Source organism: Adhaeribacter sp. (genome assembly GCF_057359045.1).
Genome location: NZ_JBMQUD010000122.1, coordinates 21,569 through 42,287, shown reverse-complemented (window position 1 = coordinate 42,287; position 20,719 = coordinate 21,569). Strand labels below are relative to the sequence as shown.

At 41.4% G+C, this 20,719-nt stretch carries 21 protein-coding genes; 8 read left to right on the top strand and 13 right to left on the bottom strand.

What is annotated here, in order from left to right; genetic code table 11:
* Positions 1-410 precede the first annotated feature (410 nt).
* The 8 genes from mazG (at position 411) to ACO1R6_RS18645 (ending at position 7,714) form a co-directional block, all read left to right on the top strand.
* Positions 411-1,223: a nucleoside triphosphate pyrophosphohydrolase gene (gene mazG, locus ACO1R6_RS18680; RefSeq protein ID WP_486266583.1), complete on the top strand. Its 813-nt coding sequence runs from the start codon at positions 411-413 to the stop codon at positions 1,221-1,223.
* A gap of 496 nt (positions 1,224-1,719) precedes the next feature.
* The gene (locus ACO1R6_RS18675) at positions 1,720-2,610 is read left to right on the top strand and encodes a MotA/TolQ/ExbB proton channel family protein (RefSeq protein ID WP_486266582.1); all 891 of its coding nucleotides are present in this window, start codon (positions 1,720-1,722) and stop codon (positions 2,608-2,610) included.
* A gap of 32 nt (positions 2,611-2,642) precedes the next feature.
* Positions 2,643-3,248 carry an ExbD/TolR family protein gene (locus ACO1R6_RS18670; RefSeq protein WP_486266581.1) on the top strand — a complete coding sequence of 202 codons (606 nt, stop codon included), beginning with the start codon at positions 2,643-2,645 and terminating at the stop codon, positions 3,246-3,248.
* An 11-nt stretch (positions 3,249-3,259) separates the two neighbouring features.
* A complete protein-coding gene (locus ACO1R6_RS18665) occupies positions 3,260-3,790 on the top strand; it encodes an ExbD/TolR family protein (RefSeq protein WP_486266580.1) in 531 nt (176 codons plus the stop codon).
* A gap of 2 nt (positions 3,791-3,792) precedes the next feature.
* Complete coding sequence (locus ACO1R6_RS18660; protein WP_486266579.1) at positions 3,793-4,608, top strand: energy transducer TonB; 816 nt, start codon at positions 3,793-3,795, stop codon at positions 4,606-4,608.
* Between the two features lie 135 nt (positions 4,609-4,743).
* Entirely contained in the window at positions 4,744-4,995 is a 252-nt protein-coding gene (locus ACO1R6_RS18655; RefSeq protein WP_486266578.1) for a hypothetical protein, read from the top strand.
* A 148-nt stretch (positions 4,996-5,143) separates the two neighbouring features.
* Positions 5,144-6,073 carry a PstS family phosphate ABC transporter substrate-binding protein gene (locus ACO1R6_RS18650; protein ID WP_486266577.1) on the top strand — a complete coding sequence of 310 codons (930 nt, stop codon included), beginning with the start codon at positions 5,144-5,146 and terminating at the stop codon, positions 6,071-6,073.
* Between the two features lie 39 nt (positions 6,074-6,112).
* Entirely contained in the window at positions 6,113-7,714 is a 1,602-nt protein-coding gene (locus tag ACO1R6_RS18645; protein WP_486266576.1) for a tetratricopeptide repeat protein, read from the top strand.
* A gap of 58 nt (positions 7,715-7,772) precedes the next feature.
* Here the strand turns inward: ACO1R6_RS18645 and ACO1R6_RS18640 are convergent, their stop codons facing one another.
* The 13 genes from ACO1R6_RS18640 to ACO1R6_RS18580 all read right to left on the bottom strand — a co-directional run bounded on the left by ACO1R6_RS18640 (position 7,773) and on the right by ACO1R6_RS18580 (position 20,652).
* The gene (locus ACO1R6_RS18640) at positions 7,773-8,804 is read right to left on the bottom strand and encodes an RluA family pseudouridine synthase (protein WP_486266574.1); all 1,032 of its coding nucleotides are present in this window, start codon (positions 8,802-8,804) and stop codon (positions 7,773-7,775) included.
* Between the two features lie 446 nt (positions 8,805-9,250).
* Positions 9,251-9,910 carry an OmpH/Skp family outer membrane protein gene (locus tag ACO1R6_RS18635; RefSeq protein WP_486266573.1) on the bottom strand — a complete coding sequence of 220 codons (660 nt, stop codon included), beginning with the start codon at positions 9,908-9,910 and terminating at the stop codon, positions 9,251-9,253.
* A gap of 23 nt (positions 9,911-9,933) precedes the next feature.
* Complete coding sequence (locus ACO1R6_RS18630; protein WP_486266572.1) at positions 9,934-10,629, bottom strand: OmpH/Skp family outer membrane protein; 696 nt, start codon at positions 10,627-10,629, stop codon at positions 9,934-9,936.
* 127 nt (positions 10,630-10,756) lie between these two features.
* A complete protein-coding gene (bamA, locus tag ACO1R6_RS18625) occupies positions 10,757-13,264 on the bottom strand; it encodes an outer membrane protein assembly factor BamA (protein WP_486266571.1) in 2,508 nt (835 codons plus the stop codon).
* Positions 13,265-13,270: 6 nt separating this feature from the next.
* Positions 13,271-14,014, bottom strand: a complete 744-nt coding sequence (uppS, locus tag ACO1R6_RS18620) for an undecaprenyl pyrophosphate synthase (protein WP_486266570.1) — start codon at positions 14,012-14,014, stop codon at positions 13,271-13,273.
* Positions 14,015-14,174: 160 nt separating this feature from the next.
* Positions 14,175-14,945, bottom strand: a complete 771-nt coding sequence (gene porG / locus ACO1R6_RS18615) for a type IX secretion system protein PorG (RefSeq protein WP_486266569.1) — start codon at positions 14,943-14,945, stop codon at positions 14,175-14,177.
* A gap of 55 nt (positions 14,946-15,000) precedes the next feature.
* On the bottom strand, positions 15,001-15,966 hold the full coding sequence (locus tag ACO1R6_RS18610; RefSeq protein WP_486266568.1) for a DUF6089 family protein: 966 nt from the start codon (positions 15,964-15,966) through the stop codon (positions 15,001-15,003).
* 118 nt (positions 15,967-16,084) lie between these two features.
* On the bottom strand, positions 16,085-16,966 hold the full coding sequence (locus ACO1R6_RS18605) for an NAD kinase (RefSeq protein WP_486266567.1): 882 nt from the start codon (positions 16,964-16,966) through the stop codon (positions 16,085-16,087).
* 164 nt (positions 16,967-17,130) lie between these two features.
* Positions 17,131-17,796: a CBS domain-containing protein gene (locus tag ACO1R6_RS18600; protein ID WP_486266566.1), complete on the bottom strand. Its 666-nt coding sequence runs from the start codon at positions 17,794-17,796 to the stop codon at positions 17,131-17,133.
* Between the two features lie 237 nt (positions 17,797-18,033).
* On the bottom strand, positions 18,034-18,825 hold the full coding sequence (locus tag ACO1R6_RS18595; RefSeq protein WP_486266565.1) for an alpha/beta fold hydrolase: 792 nt from the start codon (positions 18,823-18,825) through the stop codon (positions 18,034-18,036).
* A gap of 39 nt (positions 18,826-18,864) precedes the next feature.
* Positions 18,865-19,437, bottom strand: coding sequence for an anthranilate synthase component II (locus tag ACO1R6_RS18590; protein WP_486266564.1), 573 nt, complete (start codon positions 19,435-19,437; stop codon positions 18,865-18,867).
* 230 nt (positions 19,438-19,667) lie between these two features.
* A complete protein-coding gene (locus ACO1R6_RS18585; RefSeq protein WP_486266563.1) occupies positions 19,668-20,186 on the bottom strand; it encodes a CvpA family protein in 519 nt (172 codons plus the stop codon).
* Between the two features lie 4 nt (positions 20,187-20,190).
* Positions 20,191-20,652 (bottom strand): GatB/YqeY domain-containing protein, encoded by a 462-nt coding sequence (locus ACO1R6_RS18580; protein ID WP_486266562.1) that lies wholly within the window; start codon positions 20,650-20,652, stop codon positions 20,191-20,193.
* Positions 20,653-20,719: the final 67 nt, after the last annotated feature.

Below are 20,719 nucleotides of genomic sequence, written 5' to 3'. Positions count from 1 at the left end.
TTGCCCGTGGTTTGCAGCACCCATGTGCCGTAAGCCGCCGCAAACTTTACTACGTCTACCGGCGTTAAACCTTCACCGGCTACGCCGCCTATCGTCCCCCGTATCCCGGATATCGTCTTGATTAACGTCACTTCTCTTCTTCTTTTTTGTGCAAAAGTACTTAATAGTATATTAAGAAATAAAATAAAGTTTCCGCTTTGCCCCACAAAGGCACCTTGCTGCAACGGATTAGTTAATGTTTCTAAATGATTTATCTACTTCACTCCTATTTTTTATAAAAAAGTTTAAAAAACTTTTATGGAATATCCGGGATGCTGCATCTTAAATAATATAAATTGCATAGCTGCAGCGGCTTCTTACGTTAAAGAACCGGTTAGAAACCGTTTTAGCAAAACATGTAATTTATACAAATGGAAAACTCGGCCGAAGAGAAAAGATTAACCAGAGAAAAACAGTTGCAGGCCTTTAACCGGCTTTTGGATGTTATGGACGACCTGCGGGAAAAATGCCCCTGGGACCGGAAACAAACCATCAGCAGCCTGCGGCATTTAACCATTGAAGAAACCTACGAGCTTTCGGATGCCATTATGCGCAACGATATGCAGGACCTGAAAAAAGAAATAGGCGATGTTATGTTGCACCTGGTGTTTTACGCCAAAATTGCTTCCGAAACAAACACGTTTAACCTGACCGAGGTTTTAAATACTTTGTGCGATAAACTGGTATTTAGACACCCACATATTTACGGCGATGTAACTGCTAACACAGAAGAGGAGGTAAAACAAAATTGGGAAAAACTTAAAATAAAAGAAGGCAATAAATCGGTACTGGGCGGTGTTCCGGTTTCGTTGCCCGCACTGGTAAAAGCCATGCGTATTCAGGAAAAAGCCCGCGGGGCCGGTTTTGATTGGGAAGAAAAAAATCAAGTTTGGGAAAAAGTACAGGAAGAGCTGCAGGAATTTAGTCAGGAACTTAACCCAACCGATTTAACGCCCATCGATCCGGAAAAAGCTACCGGCGAATTTGGCGATTTATTATTCTCGCTGATCAATTTTGCCCGGTTTGTAAATATTAACCCCGAAGAAGCACTAGAGAAAACAAATTTAAAGTTTATAAAGCGTTTCCAGTTTATGGAGCAGGAATCGGCTAAGGACGGTAAACGTTTAGATGCCATGACGCTGGAGGAAATGGATGTATATTGGGAAAAAGCCAAACAATATTAAATTAAAAAACTACGTTTGGCCTATATCAAAACACATCCTGAAAGCAGCAAATTCGTAGATGTAGCAGCAATTTATTTACAGAAACAAAATTTTGTTTTGCCTAAGCGCTTAAAAACGAAACAAAGCTTATAAATTTTGTAAATTTTTCTACTAAATACCGAATTAATTCCTAAAAAAACTGTAGTTTTATTAACGCAACCTTAATTATATCCAGGATAAATTGGATATTGAATTAATAAGCGAACCCTTGTGTTTTGTGGGATACGCGATTTTGTTTAGGTTTGTAGGAAGAAGAAAGCAGGAAAATAGATTTAAAAGTATATTTATCCGGCAAACTGCTTTGATTTTTCATTCTGTTTTACATATTTGCATTAGCAATAGTAAAATTATAATTCAAACTAAGATTGGTTTAAACATATTAAATTAAATTTATTGGTTAATATTTAAAATTTTAAAACCCAAAACACAAACAACTAAACTTTAAATTACAACAACAATGGAAAAAAAGAATGCAGTAAGTACAAATGCTCCAAGACCAGCAACTAACGCGCCGGAAAAATCAGAAGGTAAGGTAGGTGGTATTTTTGCCAGTATTGTTATTCCAGTAGCAATTTTGGTATCAATTGCAATTTACATGTTTATATTAGGTAACCCTGCCAACTTTGAAGGCAATAATCCAGACAATCACCCGCTACCGGGCAATTACCTGGGCGTAGTTTATAAAGGTGGATTTATTGTACCTATGTTAATATCATTAAACTTAATGGTATTAGTTTTTGCTATTGAGCGTTTCTTAACTATTAGCAAAGCCAAAGGCAACAAAGGTATTGAGCAATTTGTACGTACTATTCGCCAACGCTTAAATCAAAAAGACATCAATGGTGCTATTGCTGCCTGCGATGCGCAAAAAGGCTCAGTAGCCAACGTGGTTCGCTCAGGATTAGGCAAATACCGAGAAATGGAACTGGACCGCGAATTGCCAAAAGATCAAAAAATCCTGGCTATTCAAAAAGAGATTGAAGAATCTACAGCCCTGGAATTACCGATGTTAGAAAAGAACCTGGTAATTATTTCTACTATTGCTTCTATCTCTACCCTGGTTGGTTTGATTGGTACAGTACTTGGTATGATTAAAGCGTTCGCGGCTCTTGCAACAGCTGGTTCTCCAGATGCGGTTGCCCTTGCAAACGGTATCTCTGAAGCTTTGATTAATACCGCTCTTGGTATTACTGGTTCTACCATTGCCATTATTGCTTACAACTACTTTACCAGCAAAATTGATGCCCTTACTTACAGCATCGACGAAGCCGGTTTCAGTATCATTCAAACATTTGCCGCTGAACATGATAATGCCGGTAATACCGCGCACCGTCCGGCTAGTGTTTAATTTTTAAACAGAAATTTAAAAAATTAACGTAAATGCCAAAAGTTAAACCACATAGAGCTAAACCTTCCCTGGACATGACGCCCATGGTAGATTTGGCCTTCCTGCTGGTAACTTTCTTCATGCTAATTTCAAAATTTGCGCCTGAAGAAGTTGTAGTGGTAGATACGCCATCTTCTACTTCCGATATCAAATTACCCGAGTCTGATATACTAACCATTAGTATTGATAAAACCGGTCGCGTTTTTTACGGAGTAGAAGGGCAACATACCAAGCGGGAATTAATTGATAAAATGGCCGCGAAATATAACATTGCCTTTACCGAAACTGAAAAGGCAAAATTCGCAAACATGCCCAGCTTTGGCGTACCTATTTCTAACCTGAAATCGTTATTAAACATGAACGATAGTCAGTTGAAAAGTGTAAACCAACCGGGTGTACCGGCCGACTCCCTTAACAATGAATTAGGCGATTGGATTCTAAACACGCGCTTATCTAACCCTAAAGTTAGGATAGCCATAAAAGGTGATAATGATGCCGATGTACCTACCATTAAAAAGGTAATAAAAACGCTACAAGACAGAAAGGTAAACCGGTTTAACCTGATTACCGATATGGAAGCTAAACCTAGACTTAATTAAGTAGTAAGAAAATGGCAGAAATACAAGAAAAAGGTGGCGGAGGTGGTAAAGGTGGGAAGAAAAGGGCCAAGAAGCAATCAACCAAAATCGACATGACGCCGATGGTGGATTTGGGCTTCCTGCTCCTGACTTTCTTTATCCTAACTACTACCTTCGCTAAGCCCCAGACCATGGAGATCAGTATGCCGGTAAAACCTAAAAACCAGGATGAACAATCGGAACTGAAAGCTTCTAACGCGCTCACCTTGTTGTTAGATGAAAGCGACAAGATCTATTGGTACGCCGGTTTACCGGATGAGCCAACTGCACCTGGTGTTCAATCCACGGATTATTCAGCAAACGGTGTCCGGAAAATATTACTGGATAGAAAAAATAATAAAGATCTGGTAGTTTTAATTAAACCGATGGAGAAGGCCCGTTACAAAAACCTGGTAGATATGCTGGACGAAATGAACATTACGGAGTCTAACAAATATGCGATTGTAGATGTAGACCCTCGTGATGAAAAATTAGTTGAAAAGGCAAAAGCAGAAGGGAAGTAAAAATGGAAAGTAAACTTAATTATGCAACAGCGTCGCTAAACGATATTGTTTTCGAGACGCGTAACAAAAGCTACGGAGCTTATTTTCTGCGGAAAATTTACAACAAGCACGTAACTATTGCTACTTTAATAGCCATTGCGCTTTTCATTCTCTTTATAAGTGCTCCTTTAATTGCCAACCTATTGGGCGGCGATAAAGAAGAAGTAGTTGTGCAAGAAGAAAGAATAGTAGAATTGACTGAGCCACCGGCCTTAGAAAATAAGCCGCCACCACCGCCGCCACCAGATTTACCACCACCGCCACCACCAGTGGTATCAACGGTTAAATTTACGCCGCCGGTAATTAAGAAAGATGAAGAAGTTCGGAAAGAAGAGAAAATTCCGGATCAGAAAGAACTCGAAGATGTGGTAATTTCTACTAAAACCGTAGAAGGTAATACCAACAAGGAAGAAATTCTGACTGTAGTTGAAGCTCCGAGCGAAGTAGGCGAAGTAGTAGAAGATAAAATCTTTACTTTCGTGGAGCAACAGCCTTCTTTCCCAGGGGGAGAAAGTGAACTAAACAAGTTTATCAAGAAAAACCTGAAATACCCACCAGCCGCTTTACGTAACGGTTTAGAAGGCTTAGTAGTAGTTCAGTTTGTGGTAAACCGCGAAGGTGAAATTTCCGACGTACAAGTTGTTAAAAAACTTGGCGGCGGTACCGACGAAGAAGCCGCCCGGGTAGTTAAACTTATGCCTAAGTTTACACCGGCTAAACAAAATGGCCGCCCCGTTAGCTTCCGGTATACCTTACCAGTTCGGTTTGGTTTACAATAATAAAATCTCACAAAAGCAAAAAACCGAAGCTTTACGCTTCGGTTTTTTGCTTTTTAGCCCTACACTCTTCTAAAAAAGTTAAATATAAACTATGAAATAATTCGTTTTTTGCATCCTTATATAAATAGATAGCTCATGCATGAACCTTTGGAGAAAACACCCGAAACAACCTTACAAAAATTCTTGAAATATTTTGGTCTATTTATGACATTGGTTTACCCGGCTTTCGGACTATATCTAATATTTTCGTCGCCGGAACAATTAGCCCTAGATTCGCAGATAAAATTAATATTGGGTATTACCCTTATATTGTACGGAGCTTTCCGGTTTTATCGTACGTACCAGCGCCATTTTAAAAATAAACAATCGGCAAGCCGGTTTGATTAAGGACTAAGTAGAACCTATAATATTGACTAAAGCATTCGCTTTTATCGTATAATAACATTATTAATCCAGACTTATCTTTAAAACACTTTGTAATTATAGATAAGCTATCATAAACACCTGAAACAGTAATAATAAAATGAAAGATTACTTGCTCAAATTGCTAGGGGTAGTGTTGGTTTGTGCCGGAATAGCTGCCTGTAACCGCTCAGGCAAAATAGACGACACGCCTACTTCGGGTAATTTAAAAATAAGTGTAGACGAATCGTTTGCCCCTATCATTGATTCGCATGTTTATACCTTCCAGAAACTGTATAAATATGCCAAAGTAAAGGCACAGTACAAATCGGAAGGCGAAGTAGTAAAAGACCTGGTAAACGATAGTGCCCGGGTAATTATATTATCGCGCCTGTTAACCCCCACTGAAAATAAATTTTTTGAAAAAATTAAAATAACACCCCGTGTAACAAAAGTAGCCGTAGATGGCGTAGCATTTATTATAAACCCTGAAAATACCGATACTTTACTAGCTGTTTCGCAGCTAAGTGATATATTTACCGGAAAAGTAACTTCCTGGAAACAAGTTAATGCAAAATCAAAGTTAAACGATATAACAATAGTTTTTGATAACAACAATTCCAGTACGGCTCGTTACGTTATAGATTCTATAAATAAAAAGCAACCTTTGCCCCCAAAAGCATTTGCTTCTAATTCGAACCCAGCGATGATAGATTACGTAGCAAAAAATCCGAATGCGATTGGGGTACTGGGCGTAAATTGGATAAGTGATTTTGATGATTCGGTAGCCATTGGGTTTCTGAAAAAAATAAAAGTAGTTGCGGTGGGGCGTCAAATGAACCTGGCTGCTCCCGACCAATATTATCAACCGTTTCAAGGTTACCTGGCGCAGGGAGCTTATCCGCTGCGCCGGAACTTATATGTAATAAGCAGAGAAGCACGAGCTGGAATTGGCACTGGTTTTGCATCTTTTGTTGCAGGCGACAAAGGACAACGAATATTTTTGAAATCAGGCTTGTTACCAGCAACTATGCCAATAAGATTGGTAAATGTTACCGAATAATTTATTATTTTTAACAAACAACTAAATAACCTTAAACCAATGATCAAAAACTGGAAGTATGTTTTGGGAATTGTATCTTCTTTTACGGTTACGAGCGCGTTTTCGCAATCGTTAAAAGATGCACAGCAGGCAACAGATCTTGAACGTTATAGAAGTGCTATCAATACTTTACAAACTTTAAACAAGTCTAATGCCAGCGAAGAAGCTGCCTTATCTTTAGCCGATGCTTATATAAAAATTGGCAAACCAGATTCAGCAGCTGTCTATCTAACCCAGGCTGCAGCTAATACAAAATCGGCTGTAGGTTTAGTAGCTGCCGGTAAAGCTGCTCTCTTAAAAGGAAATACCAGCGGCGCCGAAGAACAATTTGAAGCTGCTATAAAAGCCTCAAAAAAGAAAGATCCTAATATTTATATGCTCATTGGCCAGGCTTATGCAGATGCTAATGTAAAAGATCCGGCAAAAGCCATTGAATATTTGAACCGGGCCAATGAATTAACCAAAAACAACAACGCCGAGGCTTATATTATTCTGGGCGATGTAAACCAACTTAACCCAAATGGTGGGGGTGCTGCCATGACTGCCTACGACCGCGCCGTACAAATCGACGCAAAAAATGCCAAAGCTCATTTTAAACGTGGTCAGTTATTTGTACGCTCCCGGAACTTCAACGAGGCACAATCTGCGTTACAAGCCGCTTTAGCCGCTAATCCTAACTATGCTCCGGCTTACCGGGAGTTAGGCGAAATGTATTACTTTGCCGGTAAATACGACCAAGCCCTGGAAAACTACCGCAAGTATACCTCCATGGCCGAAAACACGCCTGATACTAAGGCTAAATACGCTTCGTTTGTATTCTTAACCAAAGATTACGCCGGTACTATTAAAGAGGCTCAGGAAGTTCTAAAAAGCGATCCTAATAATGCGACCATGAATCGCTTATTAGCTTATTCATTATACGAAACCAAAAAAGATCAGGAAGCTTTAACGGCAATGGAAAACTACTTTAAAGTAGCCGACCAATCTAAAATTTTAGCATCGGATTATGCATACTACGGCCGTATTTTAGCTGCTAATGGTAAAGGCGAATTAGCGCAACAAAATTTTGATAAAGCGCTGCAGATGGATCCAACCAATGTGGAATTGATGGATGATCAGGCTTCATTTTACGTAAAGCAAAAGGCTTACGACAAAGCTATCCCGCTTTACAATAAAATTTTAGAGAACAATCCTAAAAATGCGAATATTACCAGAATTTATTTAGCGAATGCTTACTTCGAAAATAAAGAATACGATAAAGCCGACCCGCTGTATGAAATGGTATTAAAATCTAACCCTACTTATATACCGGCCCTGGTGCAACGTGCCGAAATTATCGATGCCAAAGACACTGATAAATCTGGTGATGCCAAAGCAGCCTACGAAGAAGTAATAAAAGTTATCAACCAAGACCCCGCTAAACAGCAATCTTACAAAGGCACTTTGGTTGCTATCAATTATAAATTAGGTTTTTACGCTTACCAAGGCAAAGACTATAATAATGCCAGTAAATACTGGAACGAGGTATTGCGTTTAGATCCAGGAAACAAAGAAGCGTCTGCAGCCCTTAAGAATATTAATGCAATTAAGGCAAGAAGATAATTGATAGTAACTCCAATAAAAAAGCCTGCTTAACATTAAGCAGGCTTTTTTATTGGAGTTAATTTTCATCTGCAAATAACGCCCATTTAGCTAATACGTTTACAAAATCGGGTGGTAACTCAGAATCGAACTGCATATAACTATGCGTTACCGGGTGTTTAAACCCTAAAGATTTCGCGTGTAAGGCTTGCCGGGGCATAATGTCCAAAGCATTATTTACAAATGCTTTAAAAGAGCCCGTCCGGTTACCGTAATTTATTTGGGTACCACCATAAGTTTCATCACCAAATAATGGATGACCCAAAAATTTCATGTGTGCCCGAATTTGGTGCGTACGGCCCGTTTCCAGGTTACATTGTACCAACGATACATATTTGAAAGTCTTCAACACTTTATAATGGGTAACCGCATGCTTGCCCTGCTCACCGTTTGGGTAAACCGTCATAACTTTCCGGTCTTTTAGGCTCCGCCCCACGTGGCCCACAATGGTACCCGTTTCGTTTTTAGGCACTCCCCAAATTAAAGCATAATAGGTACGCTCAATGCTATGATCATAAAATTGGCGGGCCAGATAAGCCATAGCTAAATCGGTTTTGGCAATAACCAATAATCCGGAGGTATCTTTATCGATGCGGTGCACCAGGCCCGGACGCCCCTCACCGTTACGGGCTGTAGGCAAATTCTGTAAATAATAAGTAAGTCCATTTACCAGAGTGCCGGTCCAGTTACTATAAGCGGGGTGCACTACCATACCCGCGGGTTTATTTACCAGCAACAGTTCCGCATCTTCGTAAATAATATTTAAAGGTATATTCTCCGGAACAATATCGGTATCGCGCGGCGGATCGGGCAGCGTAATGGTAATAATATCCTGCGGCTTAACTTTATAACTTACCTTAGCCGGCCTGGCATTTACTTGCACCGACTCTGCTCTGATTGCTTCCTGCAGCTTATTGCGCGTAACATTGGGTAAGCGATCCATTAAAAATTTATCGAGCCGCAGTAGCGCTTGCCCTTTATCTACCACAATGCGGTAATGCTCATAAAGCTCATCCGAATCCGGATTACTTTCGATAATATCTAAATCCATTAAATAGAAATATGCATTCTGCCAAAAAGCATTGGCCTGCCTTTTGGTAATTTGAGTAAAATAATTTCAACAAATAAATTCTAATACTTACCTCTTATTAAAACAAAGAGTAAATTTATTTAAACCATTCTTTTTTAAAATACGCTTTAACAGTTGTATAGCTTCTTCAGGTATAATAATGAAGAGAGGCTTACCTAAACCCTAAATAAGCTCTTGTTTAGGGTTGAAGTAATAACAGCCTCGGTTTAACCCAAAGCCTTAAACACCACCCATGGCTCATTAACTGGCTTTTGTATTGCTAAACGATTCATATATCTCAACTAGAATGAAATAATGGATCCGTAATATTATAGGCAGAATTAAACCAACAGCGGAAATAATAAAAGAAAATAAAAAACGCCGAAGTAAATAAATACCCCGGCGTTTCAATCTTTAAACTAAAATTATTATTTCTTTTTCTTGGTAGAAGCAGGAGCTGGTGTAGTAGCTTTTGGCGCTGTAGTATTGTTAGCAGGAGCAGTACTGCTGGCATTGTTAGCAGAATTGGCCGCTGCAGAACCTTTGGCTGGCGGGGTTACGCCCATCTTTTTCAACACTAAATCAGAAATATTGCCATCTTCAGGAGCATGCAACAAAATGGCATTGGTACCATAACCGGCATCGGAGTTAAACACGTAGGTATAACCGTTTTCTTTGGCTACTTCATCAATAGCACCTTGCATTTTTTTATAAGCCGGCTCCAGCAAAGATTGTTGTTTTTTCTGTAAAGATACTTCGGCATTCTTCTGAAACTCTTCAATAGAAGAACGCAGGTTCATTAATTCTTTCTCTTTATCCGCCCGTACTACATCTGTCATGGTACCGGCAGCTTTCTGGTAAGTTTCGCCCTTAGTCTCAAATTCTTTGTATTTGGCTTGTAGTTGAGATTCTAATTGGGTACTGTAGGCTTTCAGGTCAGATTCGATACGTTTGGCTTCGGGCATTAAAGCCAGGATATACTCCACATTAGTATATCCAATTTTAAGATTAGCAGCAGTTTGTGCGTGAGACACAAAGCTAATTGCTACCATAAATACTGCTGCCACTAAAAATTTAAACTTGTTCATTCTTTTAATAAATTATGTTTGTGTTACTTTTTTTTCGATTGTGTTTTATTAGGTTGTGTTTTATTGGTTGCTGGTTTCTTTGTTACCGGTGCTGATTGGTTATTCTCATCGCCGCCCATATCTGATGGAGTTTGCGCCGCTGGTGTATCACTGGGGTTTACAACTGGCCGGTCTGTAGCCGGGGCATTTTTATCCGGCGATGCCAGTCCTAACGCTTCCAACACGTATTCGGTATAATCGTGGGTCGGATTCATGTATAATAAAACCAAACCATCAGATTTACCAAAAACAAACTGCAATTGTCGCTGTTTGGCTACTTTTTCAATGGCATCCGATAATTCGTCCAGTACGGGCCTGACCAGTTCCTGCCTTTTCCGGAACAATTGGCCTTCGTAACCAAATATTTTATTTTGATATTCTTTTGCTTCTTTTTCCTTTGCGGCAATTTCGTATTGGCGCTTCTTCTTCATTTCTTCGGTCAGAAGCACCTCTTCGGCCTGGTAATTTTTTGTTAATTTATCTACTTCTTTAAACCGGGTTTCAATGTCTTTCTGCCAGTTTTCGGCAAGCTTATCTACTTCTTTTTGCGCTGCAGTATATGCCGGCATTTTACTCATGATAAACTCCGAATCTACGTAGCCAAATTTTTGGGCATAAGTAGCTTGGCCGGTAAAGAAAGCAAATAAAATTAAAAATAATATTTTTTTCACTTTATTCATTTACTGCTATAGCATTAAAGCAAGTATTTAGCCAAATCAGTTCCTTTTCCTTAAAAATTTTATCTGTAACGCTATTTTTTTTCTTTAAAGGCATAAAGTAAAAATATTATTACAAATGAACAGGCTATTATCTTAACTGCTGCCCAATCATAAAGTGGAACTGACCTTTTTTCTCGGCTCCCGGATACTGATCAAAAGGTATACCATAATCAAACCCTAGTAAACCAAATGCCGACATAAAGATGCGTACCCCTACCCCAGCTGACCGGTAAAGTTTAAATGGATTATAATCGCGGTAGTTACCAAAGTTATTACCCCCTTCGGCAAACCCCAGTACAAACACCGTTGCGGCCGGGTTTGGCGATACCAGATAACGCATTTCAGCAACGTACTTGGTAAAGGCAATACCGCCTTGCTGAGTAGGCGATACAACCTGGTCTTCGTAACCCCGTAAGCCTACAAATTCTGTACCTACAATAAAGTTACCAACACCTAAACCAGAACCACCTAATTTAAAGCGTTCAAAAGGCCCTACCTCAATATCTTTGTTAAAAGTACTCAGGAAACCATAGTGCGCCCGGGTATTAAATACCAACTTGCCATTAGGTGAAAGCGGTGTAAACCACGAGGCATCAAACATCCACTTCTGGAACTCAATCCATTTGTTTTGCTCAAACTTATCGGAAAGCTGCGAATACGGCGGGGTTATGTTAAGGCTTAAACTAATTTGGGAACCGCGCCGCGGGAAAGTTAACTGGTCTAAGCTGCTGCGCGATAAAGTATTAATAAACGAAATACTGTTGGCGCTTGCCCGGTTAGTATTGGGGTCGGAGTTACCAAAGCCGTAGTAGTTTACAAAATCGCCGCTGGTAATATATTGGTTATAGCTAAGCGAGTGCGATAAAGAGAAGTTATTATCTGGTTTACGCAAACGTCGCCCTAAACTTACATTAGCACCATTAATCATAATAGAACCGCGTTCCCGCGTACCGGTACCCCCTACTAAGCTCCGCGAAATGGTTTTATTTACGCCTACGCTAAAAGAATTCCGGCGCCGGCCACCTAGCCAAGGTTCGGTAAACGATAAGGAATAAGATTGGTAACTTAAACCATTGGCCTGAATATTAAGAGCTAACCGCTGACCATCGCCGCTGGGGATGGGCCGCCAGTTCCGGAAATCGGTAGCTTTACGGGCAGAGAAGTTATTCAGGACCAAACCTACTGTACCTACAATACCGTAGTAACCACCCCAACCACCCGATAGGGTAATCTGGTCGTTTGGTTTTTCGGAAACAGTATATTTAATATCTACGGTACCATCGGCCTCATTTGGGATGGGATTCATACCAATAGTCTCCGGATCAAAATAGCCCAGGGTTGCAATTTCTTTCTGCGACTGAATTAAATTGGTACGGCTAAATTTTTGGCCTGGGATGGTATATAATTCGCGCAGAACTACGTGGTCGCTGGTTTTGGTATTACCCGATACGGTTACATCTTTAATTCTGGCCTGGGCACCCTCGTAAATACGCATTTCAATATCAATAGAGTCGCCGTCTACGGCCACTTCAATAGGGTCTACCTTAAAAAACAGGTAACCATCATCCATGTACAACGACGATATATCCATACCACCGGCCGGGTCGTACTGTAAGCGCTTATCCAGGCGTTCTTTGCTGTAGGTATCGCCTTTTTCAATGCCTAATACATTGGCTAGCTGTTTCTCGTCGTAAACGTAATTACCACGCCAGGTAATATTCCGGAAAAAATATTTACGTCCTTCGTCTACCCGGATGGTAATGCCTAAGCGGTCTTCAGATACGTTGTAAATCGAGTCCGAAATAATTTCGGCATCGCGGTAACCTTGCGAGTTGTAATATGCCAAAAGACTTTGTTTATCTTCCTCAAACTTGGTGGGCTGAAACTTAGAGGCGGTAAGGAGCTTATAAAATTTCTTCTCTTTGGTACCTTTTAATTTGCCTTTTAGTTTCTTATCGGCTATGGCTTCGTTCCCAACAATGTTAATATGATCAATTTTTACTTTATCGCCGCGGTCTACATTGATATTTAAAACTACACTGTTGGCCAGTACCGAATCGGGCCGCGGCACAATGTTTACTTTCACGTTCATAAAACCTTTTTCAAGGTAATATTTACGCACAGCATTTTTTGTAGTATTTAAAACCGCATCGTTTACTATCCGGCCCCGGATTAAGCTAATTTTTTTGGTGAGTTCGTCTTGCTGGCCTTTTTTTATGCCATTAAACGCAAAACGCGACAACCGTGGCCGCTCCGTAATATAAAAGTCCAGGAATATTTGGTCGCCTTCTATTTTGGTAACCGATACTTCGGCCCCACCCACAATACCCTGGTCCCAGAGCTTGTTCAGGGCTTTACCTAAATCTTCACCCGGAATAGTAACCGGATCGCCAACTTTAAGACCAGTAATAGAAGAAAGGGTATTGGGATCGAGGAATTTAGCACCACTAAAAGTAATACCGCCCACCCGGTATCGCTTAGGGTTGGCAAAATCCATAGGAACGTCAGTACCGGGGGTATTTAATTTAACTTGTGCTCCTGCCGTGAGCACTGTTGCTGATATCGAGATAAACAGCAACAAAACTTTTTTAATCATTAAACGTTATTTCGTTAGTTGTTCGCTTATTTTACCAAATCTTCGTTCGCGGCGCTGGTACGAGAGCAAGGCCTCGTAAAAATGTTGCTTCCGGAAATCGGGCCATAATAAGTCAATAATATAAAGTTCTGAGTAGGCTAACTGCCACAGTAAAAAATTACTGATGCGCATTTCGCCGCTGGTACGTATTAATAACTCCGGGTCGGGTATATTCTCCGTTGATAAATAATTGCCAATTAAATCCTCCCGAATATCTTCGGGCAATAATTTACCGGTGGCTACATCCTGCGCAATGGCTTTAACGGCTTGGGTAATATCCCAGCGGCCACTATAACTTAAGGCCAGTACCAAAGTCATCCGGCTATTGTTTTCGGTAAGTGCCATTGCTTCCAGTAACTCTTCGCGGCAGGCTTTAGGCAAGGCATTTACATCGCCGATAGCTTTTAAACGAATATTATTTTTTGTTAGTGTCGCCGTCTCCTTGCGGATAGTAGAAACCAATAATTGCATCAGCGCATTTACCTCGTACTGCGGCCGCGACCAGTTTTCGGTGGAAAAAGCATACAAAGTCAGGTACTGAATACCCAATTCTGCCGCCGCTTCTACCGTGTCGCGCACAGCGGTAATTGCGTTCTGATGACCAAATATCCGAAGCCCGCCCTTTTTCTTTGCCCACCTACCGTTACCATCCATAATAACGGCAACATGCTTCGGCAAATTGTTCAAATCAATATTTTCCTGAAGGTTCATTCAAAAGAAATTTCAGCGCAAGTTAACAAAATCTACCCAATTTTCAGCGCTCTTCCATAGGTTTTGTTCTATTTAATAGCCCGATTTTTAATATTTTAGCTTTTTACAGGAGTAGTTACGATTGCTTTAAACCTTATTATGACCTCTAAACCCGCTATTATTAGCGCAGCAGGTTTTTATTGCCTTTGTAAACATCGGGGCAAATAAGTTTATAAAATGTATAAGAAATACTGATGCCATTGTAAAAATACCAATCGTTATCGTACGGATTGGTATAGGGCAAAACGTCGGGGGGATTAGATTCGTAGTTTTTGTTTTTGAGGTAATCTACTTTGTCGCCGCCTTTAAATAGAGTTTTACGCGCAGCAGCTTCCAGACCCAGGTTCCAATGACGCGATAAAGCGTATTTTAAGCCAATACCCATTGGAATAGAAAGCACAAAGCCATTCTCGAAGGGTTTTATTACATTATCCTGTAGCACTACTTTGTTGTTGTAGTTGGCTACCGCCGCTCCCATAAAAAAATAAGGCGTCCAGCGGATGTGCCGCTTCTGATCATAGTAATTCAGGAAGTTGTAATCGAAACCCAGGGCCAGTTCGGCCAAATTGGTAATCATGTCGGCCCGGCGGAACTGATTCAGGGGGCGCTTTACGTCTTCGTCGTGGGCCCGCATTAAGCCCAAAGTTAAACCGGCCCGCAACACCAGGGGCTGCGAAACATCTTTTTTATAAAAAATGGTAACGGCTGGCCGATTATTTAAAAAGCGGTAATTGGGCGAAATCTCACCTTTGTAGCTGGTACCCCCAATACCTAAACCCAACTCACTGGTTTTGTAGTTCTGGGATTGTGCTACCGCATTTAACGAAAAAAAAACACTCCCTATTTGCATAGAACAAATAAGGAGTGACTTTACAAAAGATTTTATAATCATGCTATAACTTATATACCTGATAATAGCGGTTGGCCAGCCATAGCCGAATAGACCATTACCTGAATTTCGGGCCGCGGGTTCTGGTAGGCAAAATGTAGTTCAGGTGTAAACCCGTTACAATATACCAGTCATCGTCGGTAACATCGCCCCGCTGATCGCCTTTGGTACCAAAGCCCGGCACGTGCGGGTACTGGGCACCTAACTGCGGATCAGGTTCCGTACTAAAACCAGAAGCAGCACTACGGTCAGCTAATATAGCGGCTCTACGGCCGTTTTCGCCGTTAGCTAATAAATCGGCTTTAGAAGCGTAGGCACCGCTTACATCATCTAAATAATCGAAGAACGTTTTACGCCAACCAATTTCAAAGCTTAAATCCCACTGCCGATCCAGTTTATACCGGAAACCAATACCCAACGGCACGGCAACCTGTACTTTGTGGTAAGGCTTGGGATAACCCTGCCCACCTACCTGCTGCCCTTCGGTACCCAAAGGCTGTAACTCGTAGTAACCAGACGGTAAATCGGTGCTGCCTTCGTAGTAAGTTTTTGGATTATGATGGAATAAAGCAATACCAATAAAAGCATACGGTGTAAAATCAGGACGGCGGGTATACGCGCCCCGGTTCTCGTATAAATCAAAAACGGCAGTTCCGCTTAATTCTTTTATATCGTTCCGGAAATTTAAATTTCTTTTATACCGCGGTATGTTGTCTTCTTCGTTTTGCGAAGCACTTTTACGGTCGTCGCCGGTTATACGGCCCCAGGCCAAATTACCCCGAAACGTTACCCGGGGAAACATGCGGTAAGAATACTCGATACCAATATTAGGCCTAGTAGACTTAAACCGGAAACTGGTAAAATCTGCTTCCGGCACAATATCCCCGAAGTAGTTCATAGCATTTAGGTTAACCCCAATACTGGCGTACCTTCTTCTTTTGGTAAAACGCTGCGCCTCGGCATCGGTAGAAACCAGCGAGCATAAAATTACGCCCAGAACAAAAATAGAGACAAAATTCTTCATATGTATCCGGCTTTTTAATAACCTAATTGGCAATATTTATTTAGATTTTACCGTTTGGCGCTAAATTAACAACAAAATGCAATATTAAAAAAACAAAATCAGATATTCTATTTATGCTTTACTCGATATTTCGTTTATCGAGGCCCCAATTTAATTTATTACGCAAGGTATGCAGAAAATTTACCTGGGCAATTTTTACCAATTTCGCATTAAAATTCTCACGCCGTACCGCTATCTGAATAGAGGCATCTACGGGTTTAGAACGCGAATCGAGCGAAACCAAAAAATTATTGCTTCGGCCTTCTACTTCAAACGAAACCACACTTTTATCGGAAATTACCAAAGGCCTTACATTTAAATTATGTGGGCATACGGGAGAAATTACAAAATTGTTTGTTTGGGGGTGCATCACCGGCCCGCCGCAACTAAGCGAGTAACCCGTTGAACCCGTAGGGGTAGATACAATTAAACCATCGGCCCAATAAGAATTTAAATATTCTCCATCTAAGTAGGTGTGCACCACAATCATGGTCGAGGAGTCGGTTTTAAGAATAGAGAACTCGTTTAACCCAAAATTAATGCCGTCAAATACTTCCTGGTCGGTATCGGCCCGGATTAATGAGCGATCTTCGATGGTGTAATGGCCTTTAAAAAGCGCCTCTACTGCCGTAGGAATCTGATCGTAAGATACGGTGGCTAGAAAACCTAAGCGGCCGGTGTTTATACCTAAAATCGGGATTTGCGCGGCGCCTACGTAGGTAAGGGCATCGAGCAAAGTACCGTCGCCGCCAATACTTAACATAAAATTAATCCCCGCCAGCGAATCGCCCCGCCGGAAAGAAGTTACGCCCGCCGGCAGTTTAATAAAATTGCGCAGATAAATATTAAAGTACTCGCCCACCATAATTTCGGTATGCCGCGCACTCAGTTCATCAAACAAGCTTTGGATGTAGGGTATTAATTTTTCGGTAAAGGGTTTTCCTAGTATTGCTATTTTCATAAGCACAGGCAGCCAATGCCGCAACTCATTTCATTAATTTTCTGCGGCTTACCGGTAACCGGATTGCCAAAGGTACCTTTATTTATAATAAAGAAACGAACAAAGTAGCCGCTGCTGTAAAATAATAGGTATAGGCGTTCTGGCAGGTTTAAATGGCAGATTAATTAAATATTTAAATATTTCATGAGCAAATCCAGCCGGTCCTGATCGTCTTTTATCTCGGCCGCATCCTGAAACTGGGCCACAATGCGGTAATCGAAACGCTCAAAAGTGGCAATAATGCGGTTTAGGTCGGTGCGGTTAATTTTAAGCGTAACTTTTATTTTGTGGGGATCTATTTCGTCGGGCGATACGTAAGCACTTAATATTTTGGCATTGTTTTCTTCTACGTGGCGGCTTATTTCGGTTAACGAATAATCGCGCTCATTCATGCTCAGCACCAAAATACCACCTTGCCCCTGCAAAGCCGACATTTGCCCGAAAGCCGCAATGGTATCGTTTACCGTTATTACGCCTAAAAACTCCTGGTGCTCATCCAACACCGGCACTACCTGTATTTTGTTCCGGATGGCTAATTCCATTACGTTATAAAAGTGCTGGTAGTGCATGGCGTACACCTGGCTGTAACCTAACTCCAAGGTATCGAGGGTTATCCCATAAAGGTTTTTCTCAATAATATCGTCTTCGGTGATCATGCCCATATACTGCCGGTTTTTTACCACCGGCAACTGATTTACCCGAAACTCTTCCATCCAACGCACGGCCTTCTCAACCGAGTCGGAAATCTTGAGTGGGGGAATCATTTGGTTTATGAGCTCTTCGGCAATCATGCAATATTTTTTTCTTTCGGGTTGGTTATTATCTAACTAACAGGAAAATCGAACATCTATTTTAATAATAGTAATAAATTCCGGAATATATTACTTCAGGGTTAATTTCTGCCTTTTTACCAGGCCTATTACTTAAACCGTAAAACCCCGGAGTTGTTACATTTTATTATGCACAACTTACCAGAAAATAACACCCCCCCGGGTTATTTTACCTAATATAAAAGAATTTAGAGGTGCTTACAACCAGGCGGTTTTTTCCGGCTGCTTTATTTCTTTTTTCAGGAAGTTACTCAGTATACTATTAAATCGCTCGGGTTGTTCCATCATGGGCGCATGGCCGCACTCATCAATAAAATGGAGTTCGGAATTTTTGACCAGCCGGTTAAATTCATGCGCCACGTGCGGCGGCGTTATGGTATCGTTTAAACCCCAGATAAGCAAGGTAGGCACCTGTATGCGGGTAATGTCTTTGGCCATGTTGTGGCGTTGCGCCGATTTGGCAATAGTAACAATCCGCATGCATTTAGAATTACTATTGGTAATGCTAAATACCTCGTCGATGAGGTCTTTGGTAGCGGTAGCCGGGTCGTAAAAGGTATATTCTACGCGTTCTTTCAGGTATTCGTAATTACCCCGTTTCGGGAAAGAACCGCCCATAGAATCTTCGAACAAGCCAGAACTACCGGTTAACACCAACCGTTTTACCTGCTCCGGATTATCTAAAGTATATACCAGGGCTACGTGGCCGCCTAAAGAATTACCTAATAAAGTTAAATTGGTGAGGCCTTTAAACTTAACAAAACCTTGCACAAAGTCTACCAGGCCGGGTACGCTGGCCCGGTGCAGGGGCATCTCGTAAATGGGCATAAGCGGAATAACTACCCGGTATTCTTTTGAAAAAGCATTTACCACGCCGCCCCAATTACTCAGGGCCCCAAATAAACCGTGCAATAGTAAAAGCACTTCGCCCTCACCTTCATCAATAAAACTGTATTCGCCTTCTTCTTTAATTTCTATGTCTAATTCCATGCTTACGCGCTAGTTGGTCAGAGTTTTAAAATATACCTTTTATTTACCCAGAATACCTATTACCTGGGCCCAGTTACGCAACATATCCAGGCCATACGTAGTTAAGGCTGCTTCCGGATGAAACTGTAAGGCATATAAAGGTAATGATACGTGCCGGAAAGCCATCAGTTCCTGTTCGGCGGTGTAAGCCAAAGGCACCAGTACCGGGCTGGGTTCTTTTAACACCAGCGAATGGTATCTTACCACCGGCATCTGGCCGGGCAAATTATTAAACAAGGCATCGGGCCGGCAAATTATCTGTGATATTTTACCGTGCATGGGCCGGATGCTTTTTTCTAAGGTAGCCCCAAAAAATTCGCCTAAAGCCTGGTGCCCCAGGCAAATACCCAACATGGGCTTGGTTTGGCAATATTTTTCTATAACCGCCAGCAAGTTACCAGCCTGCTGCGGGGTACCGGGTCCCGGCGACAAAACAATGGCCTCAAACGCGAGCTGTTCAATTTCGGTTAGCGGCACGTCGTTCCGGATTACGTGAGCCGTTATACCCAACCGGCCAAAATAATCCAGCAGGTTATAGGTATAAGAATCGAAATTATCTAACAGCAATATCACCGGGTATGCTTTTAGTAATCAGTTTTTTAAATAGCATTTGCTTTGCCAACCCATAGCGTAGCCTATGGCCTCTATCTATAGGTATTTAAGCATAGGATATGTACTAACCAAACCCGCTTAAATTCTTGGGGTAAACTTAATATCTGCTTTTAGGACTTCCGTTTTGGCTGATTAAATTTAATAATTAAAAAATATTGCCCAATTACTCGTTTACGTTTAACCAGACCTGTTCAAAATATATCTTTTAAAGTTGCCAAAACACCTTTAACAAAAGGCAAAAGCCAGCTCATTACTTCTAGGGCAAACGGTGTAGCTTTTATTACCACGGGGTACACCACCGATTCTTTAAGTGTAGTATTAGACACGGCCACGCCCGCCAAGCCCGACACGTATAAAAGCAAGCTTAACGCCAGGCATATTTTTAACCCGCCCAACAAGCCACCCAATAAATTATCGAATATTCCCAGCGGGGTTAAATCCAATGCTTTTTTGCAAATACCGCCTAAAAACCGGGCTCCCAGAATTACCCCGAAAAATATCAGCAGAAAAGATATAAACGGCAGCAAACCGTAGGCATTGCCAATATATTGCTGCACTACCGGTATAACCGTAGTTAATAATTTTAAGCCCAGAATAAACCCCAGTACCAAAGCCAGCAAAGACACAAATTCCTGTAACAGCCCTTTCCGGAAACCCTGGAAAATACCGTAGGCTAAAGGCAAAGCCAAAAATATATCAAAAGCCGACAAGGTATTAAGCGTTGGTATTATTTAGTAAACGGCTTACCACCGCCGATATGGCTTTGCCATCGGCCTGACCACTTAATTCGCGCGCCGCAACACCCATTACTTTGCCTAAATCAGAAGGCCCTTGCGCACCTACCCGCTGAATTATTTCTACAATTTTTTCTACGAGGTCGCCTTCCGATAATTGCTGCGGCAGGTATTCTTCTATTACGGCCAGCTCGGCGCGTTCTACTTCTTCCAGGTCGCTGCGGAATTGCTTGGCGTAAACCTCGGCCGACTCGCGACGTTGCTTGGCCGCTTTGTTTAATAATTTAAGTTCAGCTTCGGGGGTTAAGGTTTCTTGCGCGCCTTTTTCGGTTTCGGCCAGTAATATTAAAGATTTAATGCTGCGCAAAGCCGTCAGGCGGGTTTTGTCTTTGGCCAGCATGGCTTTTTTAATATCGGCTTCTATTCTTTCTTTTAAGCTCATAGTTTTTGGTTTGTAGTTCTTGCTTGTATTACTTACTCCTATTAATCTTTACTTAAGTAAATAAAAT

What these genes read in the sequence shown, in the direction of transcription:
- mazG (WP_486266583.1), top strand. Translation starts at nt 411, where the DNA reads ATGGAAAACTCGGCCGAAGAGAAAAGATTAACCAGAGAAAAACAGTTG.
- ACO1R6_RS18675 (WP_486266582.1), top strand. Translation starts at nt 1,720, where the DNA reads ATGGAAAAAAAGAATGCAGTAAGTACAAATGCTCCAAGACCAGCAACT.
- ACO1R6_RS18670 (WP_486266581.1), top strand. Translation starts at nt 2,643, where the DNA reads ATGCCAAAAGTTAAACCACATAGAGCTAAACCTTCCCTGGACATGACG.
- ACO1R6_RS18665 (WP_486266580.1), top strand. Translation starts at nt 3,260, where the DNA reads ATGGCAGAAATACAAGAAAAAGGTGGCGGAGGTGGTAAAGGTGGGAAG.
- ACO1R6_RS18660 (WP_486266579.1), top strand. Translation starts at nt 3,793, where the DNA reads ATGGAAAGTAAACTTAATTATGCAACAGCGTCGCTAAACGATATTGTT.
- ACO1R6_RS18655 (WP_486266578.1), top strand. Translation starts at nt 4,744, where the DNA reads ATGCATGAACCTTTGGAGAAAACACCCGAAACAACCTTACAAAAATTC.
- ACO1R6_RS18645 (WP_486266576.1), top strand. Translation starts at nt 6,113, where the DNA reads ATGATCAAAAACTGGAAGTATGTTTTGGGAATTGTATCTTCTTTTACG.
- ACO1R6_RS18640 (WP_486266574.1), bottom strand. Translation starts at nt 8,804, where the DNA reads ATGGATTTAGATATTATCGAAAGTAATCCGGATTCGGATGAGCTTTAT.
- ACO1R6_RS18635 (WP_486266573.1), bottom strand. Translation starts at nt 9,910, where the DNA reads ATGAACAAGTTTAAATTTTTAGTGGCAGCAGTATTTATGGTAGCAATT.
- ACO1R6_RS18630 (WP_486266572.1), bottom strand. Translation starts at nt 10,629, where the DNA reads ATGAATAAAGTGAAAAAAATATTATTTTTAATTTTATTTGCTTTCTTT.
- bamA (WP_486266571.1), bottom strand. Translation starts at nt 13,264, where the DNA reads ATGATTAAAAAAGTTTTGTTGCTGTTTATCTCGATATCAGCAACAGTG.
- uppS (WP_486266570.1), bottom strand. Translation starts at nt 14,014, where the DNA reads ATGAACCTTCAGGAAAATATTGATTTGAACAATTTGCCGAAGCATGTT.
- porG (WP_486266569.1), bottom strand. Translation starts at nt 14,945, where the DNA reads ATGATTATAAAATCTTTTGTAAAGTCACTCCTTATTTGTTCTATGCAA.
- ACO1R6_RS18610 (WP_486266568.1), bottom strand. Translation starts at nt 15,966, where the DNA reads ATGAAGAATTTTGTCTCTATTTTTGTTCTGGGCGTAATTTTATGCTCG.
- ACO1R6_RS18605 (WP_486266567.1), bottom strand. Translation starts at nt 16,966, where the DNA reads ATGAAAATAGCAATACTAGGAAAACCCTTTACCGAAAAATTAATACCC.
- ACO1R6_RS18600 (WP_486266566.1), bottom strand. Translation starts at nt 17,796, where the DNA reads ATGATTGCCGAAGAGCTCATAAACCAAATGATTCCCCCACTCAAGATT.
- ACO1R6_RS18595 (WP_486266565.1), bottom strand. Translation starts at nt 18,825, where the DNA reads ATGGAATTAGACATAGAAATTAAAGAAGAAGGCGAATACAGTTTTATT.
- ACO1R6_RS18580 (WP_486266562.1), bottom strand. Translation starts at nt 20,652, where the DNA reads ATGAGCTTAAAAGAAAGAATAGAAGCCGATATTAAAAAAGCCATGCTG.